This is a genomic window from Streptomyces zaomyceticus, assembly GCF_014656215.1.
GTDB lineage: Bacteria > Actinomycetota > Actinomycetes > Streptomycetales > Streptomycetaceae > Streptomyces > Streptomyces zaomyceticus.
In genome coordinates, this window is sequence record NZ_BNBZ01000028.1 from 63260 (window position 1) to 77025 (window position 13766).

A 13766-nucleotide genomic window follows, 5' to 3' on the forward strand; every position below is an offset into this window, starting at 1 on the left:
TTCCACGGCCGGATCGGGATCCGGCCGCGGGTGCGGATTCCCGTATCGATGTGCGAGCCGTTCCGGCCATACGGTGATGTCAATGGCACCGACGGATGGGAGAGACTCGTTCATGGCTCTGCATTCGGCGCCGCGACTCGGTGTGGTGGTTCCTTCGGGAAATGCCGCCGCCGAACCCGAGATCGGCAGCCTCGTCAGTCCCGCATTCAATGTCCACACCTCGCGATTCCCGGTACTTCCCGGTGAAGACCTGCGAGGCCGGCTCGAGAAGTACAACGACGTGCTCCCCGAGGTGCTGGGGAACTTCGGCGGGCTGCGCCTCGACGCGGCCGTCGTCTCCTGCACCGGATCGCACTACCTGCTGACCCCGGACGGCGACCGCGCCCTCTGCGCGGAGCTCTCCGAGCGCGCCGGAGCCCCCGTACGGTCGGCGGCGCTGGCCATCCTCGACACGGCGCGGGCGGTGGGCGCCGAGCGGCTGGTCCTGATCTCGCCGTACGAGCCCTGGCTCACCGAACTGTCCGAGGCCTACTGGGAGTCGGCCGGCCTCACGGTCGACCGGGTGGTCAAGATCCGGGCCGGTGCCCGCTTCTCCCCGTACGACGTGACCACCGAGGAGCTCGTCGCGCAGGTCCGGGAGGCCGAACTCCCGGAGGACGCGACGCTGTTGTTCACCGGCACCGGGATGTTCACCTTCGACGCGCTGGCCGAACTCGGGCGCGACAGCGGACGTGTCCTGCTCACCTCCAACCTGGCGAGCGCCTGGTGGGCCCGGGACACCCTCGGTCTGCCGGCCGAGGGCCCGGACGCCCACCCGCTGCTGCGCCGGCTGGCCGAGCGCACCGGTGCCCGGGCCGGCACGCGGACCGGCGGGCCGGCCGCCGCCCGGGAAGGCGCTCCGGCCTCCGGCCTCGATGCCGTGGCCGTGTCGTGAGCGGCGATTCCGCCTCCCGCGGACCCGTCGCCGTTGTCGGCGCCGGCCCCGTGGGACTGACCGCCGCGCTCGTCCTCGCCAGAACCGGCGTGCCGGTGACCCTCCTGGAGTCCCGGGAGACCCTGGCCACCGAGTCCCGGGCGTCCACCTTCCACCCCTCCACCCTCGACCTCCTCGACGAACTCGGCGTCGCCGCGGCCCTGCGCCGCCAGGGCCGTACCGTCGACCGCGTCCAGTGGCGCGACCTGGACGGCCTCGTCCATGCCGAGCTGGACTACTCCGTGCTCTCCGGGCACACCGGCCACCCGTACCGGCTCCATGTCGAACAGGCCCGGCTCACCCCGCTGCTGCTCGCCGAGCTGCACGCGACCGGTCTCGCCGACATCCGGTTCGGGGCCACCGTCACCGGGGCCGAGGACGGCGGAGACGGGGTGCGGCTGCGCACCCGGGACGCGGCGGGGCGGACCACCGTCACCCGCCACCCGTACGTCCTGGCGGCCGACGGCAGCCGCAGCAGGCTGCGCGAGCTCGCCGGACTCCCCGGCACGGCCGAGGAGTACCCGGACTACGCGCTCCGCGTGGTCACCGGGACACCGCTCGACGAGCTGGTCCCCGGGCTCGCCGCCCTCGCGTACGTCCGGGACGCGCGGGCCTCGTTCAGCGCGCTCGGGATGCCCGACCACTGGCGGCTGATCTTCCGGATCCCGCGCGGCACGGACCGTGACGCCGTGCTCGCACCGGACGCCGTACGGGCCAGGGTCGAGCAGGCGCTGCCGGGCGCGGCGGGGCGCGCCGTGCGCGTCGCCGACGCGCACACCTACCGGCTCGCCCGGTTCCTGCTGCCCCGCTACCGGGCGGGTCGGGTGCTGTTCGCCGGGGACGCGGCCCATCTGACCTCCACCGCCGGCGGCCTGAACATGAACTGCGGGCTGCACGACGCCGTGGAGACCGGCCGGGCGCTCGCCGCCGTCCTGCGGGGCGACGCCCAGGGCGAGACGGCGCTCGACGCGGCCCTCGAACGCCGCCGCTCCGTCGTGGAGACGGCCGTCATCCCGCGCAGCGAGGCCCGTACGGCCGGACTGGACAGGGCGGCCGAACTCCCGTCCCGGCTGGCCTCCTTGCGGCGCACCGCCGAAGACCCCCACGCGGCCGCCGACTACCTGTTCAAGGCATCACTTCTCGACGTCGCACCACGACCACTGAAAGGTGAGGCACATGCGGATCTGGTTTCACAAGCACACCGTTGAGGGACGCCTGCCGCTGCTCGACGAGTGGTATCGCACGCACCTGGACGCGATCGCCGCACCCGGCACCACCGTCGACATCAAGACCCTGCCGGCCGACACCTACCCCGACGCCACACCCTTCGGGCTCGTCGGCCACCACTCCGCCCAGGTGCTCTTCAGCCGGCACTTCTCCGAGTCCGCGCTCGTCGCCGAGCGGGAGGGCTACGACGCCTGGGTGATCGCCGCGGGCCAGGACCCCGGGCTGCGCGACGCCCGTCACCTCGCCTCCATCCCGACCCTCGGGTACGGCGAGACGGCCTTCTTCCTGTCGGCGCTCACCGGGCAGCGCTTCGGCGTCCTCGGCTTCATGCCGCCGCTGGAGGAGCCCATCCGGGCCAACATCCGGCAGTACCGCCTGGAGTCCTCGCTCAGCTCCTACGAGGTCGTCCCCGGCGGCTGGGACTCCGTGCACCGCTCCCTGGAGGGGGACTTCGACCAGTTCGTCGAGGTGTACTCGGCCGCCGCCGAGCGGGCCGCCCGGGCCGGGGCCGAGGTCATCATCCCCGCCGAGGGCATCCCCAACGAGATCCTCTGGCACCTCGGCATCCACGAGCTGCACGGCCTGCCCGTGATCGACCCGGCCGGGCTCGCCGTCAAGCTCGCCGAGACCCTCGTCCAGCTCGGGGAGCTGAAGCTCTTCCAGCGCAGCGGACACGGCTACTGGTTCAGCCGCCCCGAGGAGCCCGTCGCCAAGCACCTGGAACAGGTCTTCCTCGGCGAGGCCCTCTAGGAGATGCCGTGTCCGCCGCCCTGTGCGCCCTCGCCGTCCCGCACCCGCACCCCCACGCGCGCCCGCACGCCGCCACGCCCTCGAAGGAGTCACGCCCATGACGTACGACGCCTACGGCCGCAACACCGCCGCCACCGACCCCGCCGCCCCCTACTACCGCCCCCGCAGGCTGCGCCGCACGCCCGCGCTGCGCCGCTTCGCCGCCGAGACCCGCGTCGGCCCCGCCAACCTCGTCCAGCCCCTCTTCCTCCGCGAGGGCCTCACCGAGGCGCGGGAGATCCCCTCCATGCCGGGCGTCTTCCAGCACACCCGCGACACCCTCCGCAAGGCCGCCGCCGAAGCGGTCGCGAACGGGGTCGGCGGACTCATCCTCTTCGGCATCCCCGAGCACAAGGACCCCACCGGCACCGGCGCCGTCGACCCCGACGGAATCCTCCAGGTCGCCCTGCGCGACGTCGTCGCCGAGGTCGGCGACTCCACCGTGATCATCGGCGACATCAACCTCGACGAGTACACCGACCACGGCCACACCGGAGTCCTCGACGCGAACGGCGACGTCGACAACGACGCCAGCATCGAGCTGTACGCCCGGGCCGCCGTCGTCCAGGCCGACGCGGGCGCCCAGATCGTCGCCCCCAGCGGCATGATGGACGGCCAGGTGCGCCGCATCCGCGAGGCACTCGACCGGGCCGGCCACCAGAACGTCGCCATCCTCGGCTACTCCGCCAAGTACGCCTCGCATTTCTACGGCCCCTTCCGGGACGCCGTCGAGTCCACCCTGCGCGGCGACCGCAAGGGCTACCAGCAGTTCCCCGGCAACATCCGCGAATCCCTCCTGGAGGTCTCGCTGGACGTCGCCGAGGGCGCCGACCTGGTGATGGTGAAACCCGCGCTCGCCTACCTCGACATCGTGAGGCTGATCGCCGACCACGTGCAGGTGCCCGTCTCCGCCTACCAGGTCTCCGGCGAGTACTCGATGGTCGAGGCGGCCGCCGCCAAGGGCTGGATCGACCGCGACCAGGTCGTCCGCGAGAGCCTCGCCTCCATCCACCGGGCGGGCGCCACCCAGATCATCACCTACTGGGCCTCCGAGTTCGCCCAGACGCTGGACCGGTGACCCGGTGAGCCCCTCCTCCACCATGCTGGTCCTCGGCATCAGCCATGCCAGCGCCCCGCTCGACCTCCTGGAGAGACTCGCCGGCACCGACCGGCCGGCCGAGGACCTCGTCTCCGACGTGACCTCCGTCGACGGCATCGACGCCGCCGTCGTCGTCTCCACCTGCAACCGACTGGAGATCTACGCCGAGACCCGGGGCGGCCCCGACGGCGCCGGCGACCCGGGTGGCCTCACCGGCCTGGGCGAGCTGTTCGCCCAGCACACCGGCGTGGACCACGAGGAGATCGCCCCGCACCTCTACAGCCACCACGCGGACGGGGCCGTGCGCCACCTCTTCGCCGTGGCCTCCGGACTCGAATCGGTCGTGGTCGGCGAGGACCAGATCCTCGGGCAGGTGAAACTCGGCCTCGAACGCTCCCAGCGGCTCGACCGGACCGGCCGGGTCCTCGCCAAGGCCGTGCAGACCGCCCTGCGGGTCGGCAAGCGGGCCCGCAACGAGACCGGACTCAACGAGGCGGGCCGCTCGCTCGCCACCGCCGGACTCGGCTTCTTCGAACGCCGCGTCGGCTCCCTGCACGGCAAGACGGCCCTGGTCATCGGCGCCGGCGCCTTCGCCGGGGTCGTCGTGGCCGCGCTGCGCCGCTCCGGCCTCGACCGGGTGCACGTCGCCAACCGCACGCCGGAGAAGGCGCAGCGGCTCGCCGAGACCACCGGGGGAGTGGGGTACGACCTGACGGATCTGCCCCGGCTGCTCACCGAGGTGGACGTGGTGGTCGGCGCGACGGCCGCCACCGGCCATCTCGTCACCGCCCGGCAGGTGGAGGAGGCGCTCGCCGCCCGGAACGGCCGCGAACTGTTCCTGCTCGACCTGTCGCTGCCGCACAACATCGCGCCCGGCGCGGCGGAGCTGCCCGGCGTCACCTTCGTCGACCTGCGCCGGATCGCGGAGGAGGGCCAGGAGGACGAGATCTCGGCGGCCAGCGTCCAGGCCGCGCACGAGCTGATCGACGCGGAGGTCGAACAGTTCCGCACCGGACTGCGCCTCGCCGGGGCCAAGCCGGTGCTCACCGCGCTGCGGACCGCGGCGACCGAGGCGGCCGAAGCCGAACTCGACCGGCTGGCGCGCCGGTTGGAGGGCGTCGACGGCGCGGTACGGCGGGAGATCGACCGCAGCGTACGGCGCATCGTCGACAAGGCGCTGCACCAGCCCACCGTCCTGGTGCGGGAGCTGGCGGCGGACCCGGACGGCGCCCGGCACATCGCCGCCTTCACCCGCCTCTTCGCGGCGGCGGAGGCCGAGGGCGACACCCCGCAGAAACCCCACGAGCACGACCCGAACGAGAAGAAGATCGAGGCCATCGCATGAGTGACATCTCGGCTCTCTGGGAAGCCGGATCCATCGCCGTCATCGGCGCCAGCGAGCGCCCCGGCGCCCTGGGCCGCAAGCCGCTCGACTACCTGCTCCGCTACGGCTACAAGGGCCGCGTCCTGCCGGTCAACCCGCGCTCCCCGGAGATCCTCGGCGTTCCCGCGTACCCCAGCGTGAAGGACGCCCCCGGCCCCGTCGACCTGGCGCTGATCATGGTCTCCGCCGAGCGGGTCCCCGGCGCCGTCGACGACTGCGTCGCCGCCGGGGTCAAGCTCGCCGTCATCGCCTCCTCCGGCTTCGCCGAGACCGGGGAGGAGGGCGCCCGCCTCCAGGCGGAGGTCGTCGCCAGGGCCCGCGCCGGGGGCCTGCGGATCATCGGCCCCAACTGCATCGGCGCCGTCGCCTACGAGAACCGGGTCCTCGCCACCTTCAGCCCCCTCTTCGGCGCCGAGTCCGTGCCCTTCGAGCCCGGCACCCTCGCCTTCGTCAGCCAGAGCGGCGCCCTCGGCTTCGGCGCCGCCAGCCTCGCCCTGGAGCGGGGGCTGCGACCCGGCTGGGTGGTCAGCACCGGCAACGACGCCGATGTCACCGCGCTGGAGGTCCTGCGCGAACTCGCCGCCGTCCCCGAAGTCAGCGGTCTCCTCGGCTACCTGGAGGACACCCCGGACATCGGGACCCTCCGTGAGCTGGCCGGCTCGGGCAAGCCCGTCGCGCTGCTCAAGTCGGGCCGTACGGAGGCGGGCGGCCGGGCCGCCGCCTCGCACACCGGCGCCCTCGCCACCGACGACCGCGTCCTCGACGCGGCCCTGCGCGGCCTCGGCATCGTCCGGGTCGACGACATCGACGAACTCCTCGACGTGGCACGGGTCTTCGAGTCCGAGCGGCGCCCCGCCGGCAACCGTGTCGCCGTCGTCACCACCTCCGGCGGCTCCGGCATCCTCGCCGCCGACGCCGTCGAGGCCCACGGCCTGGAGCTCAGCGCCCTGGAACCGCGCAGCAAGGAGGCGCTCGCCGAGATCGTCCCCGCCTTCGGGGCCATCGACAACCCCGTCGACATCACGGCCACCGTCCTCAGCGACCCCTCGCTCTTCGACCGCTCCCTCGACGTCCTCATCGCCGACGAGACCGTCGACATCATCGTCGCCGCCTTCTGCGTCATGGCGGGACCGGACGTCGAGAAGGCCGTCAACGCCCTCTCCCGGGCCGCCGTGAAGGGCGGCAAGCCCATCCTCGTCGCCCGGACCGGCGCCGACTTCCTCGCCCCCGACGCCCCGCGCGACCTGCGCGAGGCCGGACTCCCCGAATACCCGACGCCGGCCCGCGCCCTGCGGGCCGCCGCCGCCCTCTGGGAGGTCAGCCGGCCCCGGACCCTGCCGGACGCCCCCCGTCCCGGGACCGTGCCCGGCCCCGGCGCCGGGACGACCGAGCCGGAGCTCAAGCGGCTCCTCGCCGAGGCCGGGATCGCCGTGCCGAAGGGGCGGATCGCCGAGGACGCCGAGGACGCGGCACGGGCCGTGACGGAGGCCGGCGGCACGGCGGTGCTCAAGGCCGTCGTACCGGGCCTGCTCCACAAGACGGAGGCCGGTGGCGTGGAGATCGGCGTCACCGCCGACGGCGCGCCCGAGGCGTTCGCCCGGCTCGCCGCGCTCGGCGGCCAGGTGCTCGTCGAGGAACTGGTCCGGGAGGGGGTCGAGTTGATCGTCGGCGTCCACACCACCGACCTCGGCCCCGTGCTCACCGCCGGACTCGGCGGGATCTTCACCGAGGTCCTGGACGACGTCGGCCACCGGCTCCTGCCGCTCGCCCCCGGCGAGGGGGCCGAACTCCTCGCCGGGCTGCGCGGCGCGAAGATACTCGCCGGGACGCGGGGGCGCCCCGCCGTGGACGTCGAGGCCGCCGCCGAACTCCTCCACAGGGTCGGCGAGCTGGTCCAGGACTGGCCCGCGGGCTTCGCCCTCGACCTCAACCCGGTCCGTGTCCTGCCGCGCGGCGCCGTCGTCCTGGACGCCGCCCTCGGCTTCGAGACCCCCGAGGAGGCCGGCCGATGAGCGGCGGAGGAACGGCCAGCAAGGCACTCTTCGAGCGGGCCCGCCGGGTCACCCCCGGCGGCGTCAACTCCCCGGTCCGCGCCTTCGGCGCCGTCGGCGGCACCCCGCCCTTCATGGCCTCCGCCCAGGGCCCGTACCTCACCGACAGCGACGGCAACGAGTACGTCGACCTGATCTGCTCCTGGGGCCCGATGATCCTCGGCCACCGCCACCCGGCCGTCGTCGAGGCGGTCACCGGGGCCCTGGAGCACGGCACCTCCTTCGGGGCGCCGTCCACCGGAGAGGTCGAACTCGCCGAGGAGATCGTCGAGCGGGTCGCCCCCGTCGAGCAGGTCCGCCTCGTCAGCTCCGGGACCGAGGCGACGATGTCGGCGATCCGGCTTGCGCGGGGCTTCACCGGACGCGGCAAGGTCGTGAAGTTCGCCGGCTGCTACCACGGCCATGTGGACGCGCTGCTGGCCTCGGCCGGCTCCGGCCTCGCCACCTTCGCCCTGCCCGACACCCCGGGGGTGACCGGCGCCCAGGCGAGCGACACGATCGTCCTGCCGTACAACGACCTGGCCTCCGTCGAGAAGGTCTTCGCGGAGATCGGCGACGAGATCGCCGCCGTCATCACGGAGGCCGCCCCCGGCAACATGGGCGCCGTCCCGCCGCTGCCCGGCTTCAACGCGGGCCTCAAGGAGATCACCGCCCGCCACGGCGCGCTCTTCGTCTCCGACGAGGTGATGACCGGCTTCCGGGCCACCCGCTCCGGCTGGTACGGGCGGGACGGTGTCGCCCCCGACCTGCTGACCTTCGGCAAGGTGATGGGCGGCGGCTTCCCCGCGGCGGCCTTCGGCGGACGGGCCGACGTCATGGCGCACCTCGCCCCCGCCGGACCCGTCTACCAGGCGGGCACCCTCTCGGGGAACCCGGTCGCCACGGCCGCCGGCCTCGCCACCCTCCGGCACAGCACCTCCGAGGTGTACGAGCGGCTCGACGAGGTCTCGGCCACCCTCGGCCGCGAGGTCTCGGCCGCCCTGACCAAGGAGGGTGTGGCGCACCGGGTCCAGTACTCCGGCACCATGTTCTCGGTCTTCTTCACCGAGGACGAGGTCGTCGACTTCGACGGGGTCCGCGCCACGGAGTCGTACCGCTACACGCCCTTCTTCCACGAGCTGCTGCGCCGCGGTGTCTATCTGCCGCCCTCGCCCTTCGAGGCCTGGTTCGTCTCGGCCTCCCACGACGACCGGGCGGTCGGCCGGGTGGTCGAGGCGCTGCCCGCCGCGGCGGCCGCCGCGGCGGCGGCGACACCCTGAGCCCCGATCCCTGAGCCCCGATCCCTGAGCCCCGATCCCTGAGCCCCGATCCCTGAGCCCCGATCCCTGAGCCCCGATCCCTGAGCCCTGGGTCCCGACCCGGGGCCCAGGGCCCAGGCCCGGGGACACTCACCCGTTTCTCCGGCAGCCCGGGGTCCGCGATCCGGCCCCGGGGCGTACACAACGGAAAAGCAGAAAAGCCCCCGTGCCGGACCACGGGGGCTTTTCTGCGTTCTTCCGCGAGGACTACGCGGCGAGGTTCACCCGCACCTCCACATTCCCCCGGATCGCCTTCGAGTACGGGCACCGTCCGTGCGCCGCCTCGGCGAGCCGACGCGCCTCCGCGGCGTCGAGACCGGGAAGTCCGACGGTGAGCACGACCGACAGACGGAATCCGCTCTCCTCCTTGTGCAGCGCCACCTCGGCGACCACCGTGTCGTCGGTGAGCGCGGTCCGCGACTCGCGCGCGGAGACCCGGAGCGCGCTGTGGAAGCAGGCGGCATAGCCGGCGGCGAAGAGCTGCTCGGGGTTGGTGGCGGTGCCGGACCCTCCCACGGCCTTGGGGCTCGACAGCGGAAGGTCGAGCAGCCCGTCGGAGGAACGCACGGCGCCGTTGCGCCCGTCTCCGGTGGAGGTGACCTCGGCGGTGTAGACGACGGCCATGTGTCATGCCTTTCGGAATCGGAGAAGGAGAAAGGGAATTCCCCCAGTCTCGGGCGCCGCCGAATTCCGGGCGCTACGGATCTCCGCAGTCCCTTCCACCCGCGCCCGCAATAGCGTGGAACGCGTCGTAGACCATGCAGATCAAGGGAGTTGGCCATGCCCGGACCGCTGACCGGAGTGCGTGTACTGGAATTCGCGGGCTCGGCGCCCACCGCGTTCGTCGGCACCGTCCTGTCCGGGCTCGGCGCCGATGTCGTACGGATCGACCGGACGCCCGGCGCGGCCCCCGGCCCCGACGACCCGCGCCCGGCGGAGAACCCGCTCTCCCGAGGCCGTCGCTCCGTCGCCCTCGACCTCAAGAGCCCCGAGGGCGTCGAGCAGGCCCTCGCGCTCGCCGAGCACGCCGACATCCTGGTCGAGGGCTTCCGCCCCGGCGTCGCCGACCGCCTCGGCATCGGCCCCGAGGCCGCTCTCGCCCGCAATCCCCGCCTGGTGTACGGACGGGTCAGCGGCTGGGGCCAGCAGGGCGAGTGGGCCGGACGCGCCGCCCACGACCTGGCGGTACTCGCCCTCACCGGAGCCCTCGACACCGACCCGGCAACCGGAGACCCGGTGCCGCCGCCGACCGCGTACCTCTCCAGCTTCGCCGGCGGTGCCAACGCCCATGTCCACGGACTGCTCGCCGCGCTCCACGAGCGGGAGCGCTCGGGCCGCGGCCAGGTCGTCGACACCGCCCTCGCCGACGGCGCCGCCCTGATCTCCACCCTGATCCACCAGTGGCGCGAGGTCCCCGGCAACCACACCGTCACCGACGCCCCGCACTACGCGCTCTACCGGGCCGCCGACGGCCGCCACCTCGCGGTCGCCGCCATCGAACCCCGGCTCTACCGCAACCTCCTGGAGCAGCTCGGCCTCGCCGGCGCCGACACGGGCGCCGACGCCGGAACCGACGGCGACCCCCTCCCCGACCGCGCCGACCCGGCGGCCTGGCCCGCGCTGCGCGCACTGATCGCCGCCCGGTTCGCGAGCCGGGACCGCGACCACTGGGTGAAGCTCTTCGACGCCGTGGACGCCGGAGTGGCCCCGGTCCTCAGCGCCGCCGAGGCCGCCGAGCACCACCAACTCGCCGACCGTGAGGCCTTCGTGACGATCGGCGGCACCCGCCAGGCCGCCCCGCCCTCCCGCTTCGGCCGCACCCCCGCAGGCACCCCGGGCCGCGCCCCGCTCCCCGGCGAGCACACCGAAGAGGTCCTCGCCGAGTGGCGGTGACGAGCCCGCCACCGCGCCCCGCCACCTGGCAGCTAGCTGTCAGCGGACGCCCATCCGGAGCACAACCGGACACCCGCCCGCACCATCTCAGCCTTTGGGACGACGGACCGTCACCGCTTGTGGTCACGGGCGTCGCCCCGCCCGCCGCTCCCGTCCTAGCGTCCTGCCGTGACCACGGCCGCCCGGCCGTGGCCCGAAACACGGAGGAAGCATGACTGCGGCAACACGGAAGACGCGTCTGGGCACCGTTCTGGCGGCGGCGGCACTGACGGTGCTCGGAGCGACCGGCACGGCGGTCGCCCAGGCCCCGGCGGGCGCCGAGCAGCGCACGGTGGCCGTGACGGCCGCCGCCGGCGTCGACTACGCCACCTGGGACGCCGATGTCCGCGCCGTCGTCGGTGAGGCCCGTCCCCACATCGAGAACCGCATAGCCCAGGGCGGCCAGAAGCAGGCCATCGTCCTGGACATCGACAACACGTCCCTGGAGACGCACTTCCACCCGTTCCCGCCGACCCCGGCCGTCGCGCCCGTGCTGGACCTCGCGCGCTACGCCCACGACCGCGGTGTCGCCGTCTTCTTCGTCACCGCCCGGCCCGGGATCATCGAGCTCGTCACCAAGGCGAACCTCACCCACGCCGGCTACCCGGTGACGGGCCTGTACCAGCGGTCGCTCTCCGACCTGTTCGGCAGCACCGGCGAGTACAAGGCGGCGAAGCGGGCCGACATCGAGGCCAAGGGCTACACGATCATCGCGAACATCGGGAACAACGCCACGGACTTCGAGGGCGGGCACTCCGAGCGCGACGTCAAGCTGCCGAACTACGACGGCCAGCTCTCCTGAGACCGGTGTCGGCGCGGGCGACGTCCCCCCGCCCCGCGCCGGCCCCTCCTCGCCACGACACCCGGCGCCCCGCGCCCTCCCGCACCAGTCGTTTGCTCCGTCCTGCAACTGTTTGACCCGCCGGGAAAGCCACTCCTAATGTGGCCCTCGTTGCGGATGAACTCAAACATCAGGGGGAGCTGTGCCGAGTATTTCTGTCAATGATCCCAAGGCTGTCATTCCCGCACCCAGGGGAATCGGCGGCAACCAGATACCCGGCGGTGACGTCACCGGCCGCGGAATGTCCGACGGTGAGATAGAGCGCATGCTTCTCGAAGCGCGCCGCCTCGTCGAGACCGCCGTCGACCGGCACCGCACCGAAGGCCGGCTGCTGACCGCCCTCGAACCCGACGAGGGCACCGAGACCGCCGAGCGCGTGGTCGGCTCCGCCGCCCGGTCCCTCGCCGTCGCCCTCTCCGGCCACCACGACGAGGAGACCGCACGGCTCGTCGCCGCCCTCGGCCGGGCCGCCGCCCGCGGTGTCGACGTCAAACTCCTCGCCCGGATCAGCATCCTCGAGAACCGCCTGCTCCTGGAGCGCCTCGACAAGTACGCGCCCGGGGTCGACGTCCGGCTCGTCGGCGCGCCCCTCCAGGACACCGTTCTCTCGGACGGCCTGGTCAGCGTGGTGTGGTCGCGCACCAACGGGCCGACCCGCGAGGCCGTCCTGATGCGTTCCCCGGCCGTCCTGCGCAATCTGCGCACCCTCTTCACGGCCTCCTGGAACGGCAGCGCGCCGCTCTCCGACCACCGCCGGCTGAGCGACCGCACCCGCAGTGACGTCGCCCGCCGCATCCTGCTCGCCCTCAGCTCCGGACGGACCGACGAGGTCGCCGCCCGGGAGCTCGGCATGTCCGTGCGCACCTACCGGAGGAACGTCGCCGAGATCACCCGCGAGCTCGGCGCGAACTCGCGCTTCCAGGCGGGCGCCCGCGCCGTCGAACTCGGACTGCTGCCGCCCGTCACGGCGGAACGCCCGGCCCGCGCCGCCGGCTGAACCCACGGGCCGAATGGCAGCTTGCTGTAACGCTCCTTGCCGCGCAAAGGCCGGGGAATGTAGGAATTCGGAGGCATCTCCATTCCGTATCCAACCGCTCTCTGCGAGGAATGACATCCGGTGAACAGCGTGATGATCGAAGCGATGGAAATCAGCCGGTCCTTTGGCAGCACGCAGGCACTCGGAGGAGTCAGCTTCCGTATTGGAAAAGGGGAGGTGCTCTGTCTCCTCGGGCACAACGGCGCGGGAAAGAGCACCCTGGTGAGCATTCTCGCGACCGCCCTGCCCCCCACCTCGGGCACCGCCCGCGTCGCCGGGCACGACGTGGTGCGCGAGGCCCGCGAAGTACGCCGGCGCATCGGCCTCACCGGTCAGTTCGCCGCCGTCGACGAGGGCCTCACCGGCCGGGACAACCTGATCCTCGTCGCCCGGCTCCTCGGCGCCAACCGTGCCGAGGCCCGCCGCCGGGCCGACGAACTCCTCGACGCGTTCAGCCTCACCGCCGCCGGCGGCCGCCCCGCCGGCACGTACTCCGGAGGCATGCGCCGCCGTCTCGACCTCGCCAGCAGCTTCGTCGGCGACCCCCAGGTGCTCTTCCTCGACGAACCCACCACCGGACTCGACCCGGTGAGCCGCGGCGCCCTCTGGGACCTCGTCCGCGCCCGGGTCGCCGAGGGCACCACGGTCCTGCTCACCACGCAGTACCTGGAGGAGGCCGAACAGCTCGCCGACCGGGTCATCGTGCTCGGGCAGGGCCGGACCATCGCCGACGGAACCGTGGCCGAGCTCAAGGCACGGCTCGGCGGCGCCAGCGTCCGCGCCCAGCTCGCCGACCCCGGACATCAGGCGGCCGCCACCGAGGCACTGCGCCGGGCCGGTCTCGACTGCCGTACCGGCGAACCCGACGGCACGGTCCTCGTGCCCGTACGGGCCTCCGCCGCCCTCGCCGAGGTCGTCCGCGCCCTCGACGAGGCGGGCGTCGGCATCACGGAGATCTCCCTCATCGAGCCGACCCTCGACGACGTGTACCTCGCCCTGGCCGAACACACCACGGCTCCCCGGCCCGGCGTCCCCGTTCCTTCCTGACGCCGCCACGGCCGGGAGGCCGCCGCCCCATGAACCTCTGGATCCTCTACCAGATCTCGACCCGACCCCCCGGCCACGTCGGCCCGCCC

General features: G+C 73.4%; 12 protein-coding genes. 11 read left to right on the forward strand and 1 reads right to left on the reverse strand.

The features are described 5' to 3' along the window. Positions 1-112: 112 nt before the first annotated feature. The 7 genes from IE311_RS28650 (at position 113) to hemL (ending at position 8782) form a co-directional block, all read left to right on the forward strand. The gene (locus tag IE311_RS28650) at positions 113-934 is read left to right on the forward strand and encodes a maleate cis-trans isomerase family protein (RefSeq protein WP_229902225.1); all 822 of its coding nucleotides are present in this window, start codon (positions 113-115) and stop codon (positions 932-934) included. Next, complete coding sequence (locus IE311_RS28655; RefSeq protein WP_189834740.1) at positions 931-2181, forward strand: FAD-dependent monooxygenase; 1251 nt, start codon at positions 931-933, stop codon at positions 2179-2181. Before IE311_RS28650 ends, IE311_RS28655 begins: the two co-directional genes overlap by 4 nt. Next, a complete protein-coding gene (locus IE311_RS28660; RefSeq protein WP_189834741.1) occupies positions 2150-2950 on the forward strand; it encodes an aspartate/glutamate racemase family protein in 801 nt (266 codons plus the stop codon). Before IE311_RS28655 ends, IE311_RS28660 begins: the two co-directional genes overlap by 32 nt. Before the next feature lie 97 nt (positions 2951-3047). Further along, positions 3048-4067: a porphobilinogen synthase gene (hemB, locus tag IE311_RS28665; protein ID WP_189834742.1), complete on the forward strand. Its 1020-nt coding sequence runs from the start codon at positions 3048-3050 to the stop codon at positions 4065-4067. A 4-nt stretch (positions 4068-4071) separates the two neighbouring features. Then, positions 4072-5433, forward strand: coding sequence for a glutamyl-tRNA reductase (gene hemA, locus IE311_RS28670; protein ID WP_189834743.1), 1362 nt, complete (start codon positions 4072-4074; stop codon positions 5431-5433). Next, a complete protein-coding gene (locus tag IE311_RS28675) occupies positions 5430-7484 on the forward strand; it encodes an acetate--CoA ligase family protein (RefSeq protein ID WP_189834744.1) in 2055 nt (684 codons plus the stop codon). Before hemA ends, IE311_RS28675 begins: the two co-directional genes overlap by 4 nt. After that, positions 7481-8782 (forward strand): glutamate-1-semialdehyde 2,1-aminomutase, encoded by a 1302-nt coding sequence (gene hemL, locus IE311_RS28680; RefSeq protein WP_189834745.1) that lies wholly within the window; start codon positions 7481-7483, stop codon positions 8780-8782. Before IE311_RS28675 ends, hemL begins: the two co-directional genes overlap by 4 nt. A gap of 246 nt (positions 8783-9028) precedes the next feature. Here hemL and IE311_RS28685 read toward each other — a convergent pair whose 3' ends face one another. Further along, entirely contained in the window at positions 9029-9445 is a 417-nt protein-coding gene (locus tag IE311_RS28685) for an organic hydroperoxide resistance protein (RefSeq protein ID WP_189834746.1), read from the reverse strand. 156 nt (positions 9446-9601) lie between these two features. Between IE311_RS28685 and IE311_RS28690 the strand changes: the two genes are divergently transcribed. From IE311_RS28690 to IE311_RS28705, 4 genes are all read left to right on the forward strand, one after another. Further along, complete coding sequence (locus IE311_RS28690) at positions 9602-10714, forward strand: CaiB/BaiF CoA transferase family protein (RefSeq protein ID WP_189834747.1); 1113 nt, start codon at positions 9602-9604, stop codon at positions 10712-10714. 211 nt (positions 10715-10925) lie between these two features. Further along, positions 10926-11555 carry an HAD family acid phosphatase gene (locus IE311_RS28695; RefSeq protein WP_189834748.1) on the forward strand — a complete coding sequence of 210 codons (630 nt, stop codon included), beginning with the start codon at positions 10926-10928 and terminating at the stop codon, positions 11553-11555. Positions 11556-11859: 304 nt separating this feature from the next. Beyond that, entirely contained in the window at positions 11860-12591 is a 732-nt protein-coding gene (locus IE311_RS28700) for a response regulator transcription factor (RefSeq protein ID WP_189834749.1), read from the forward strand. Positions 12592-12723: 132 nt separating this feature from the next. Next, positions 12724-13677: an ATP-binding cassette domain-containing protein gene (locus IE311_RS28705; RefSeq protein WP_189834764.1), complete on the forward strand. Its 954-nt coding sequence runs from the start codon at positions 12724-12726 to the stop codon at positions 13675-13677. Positions 13678-13766: the final 89 nt, after the last annotated feature.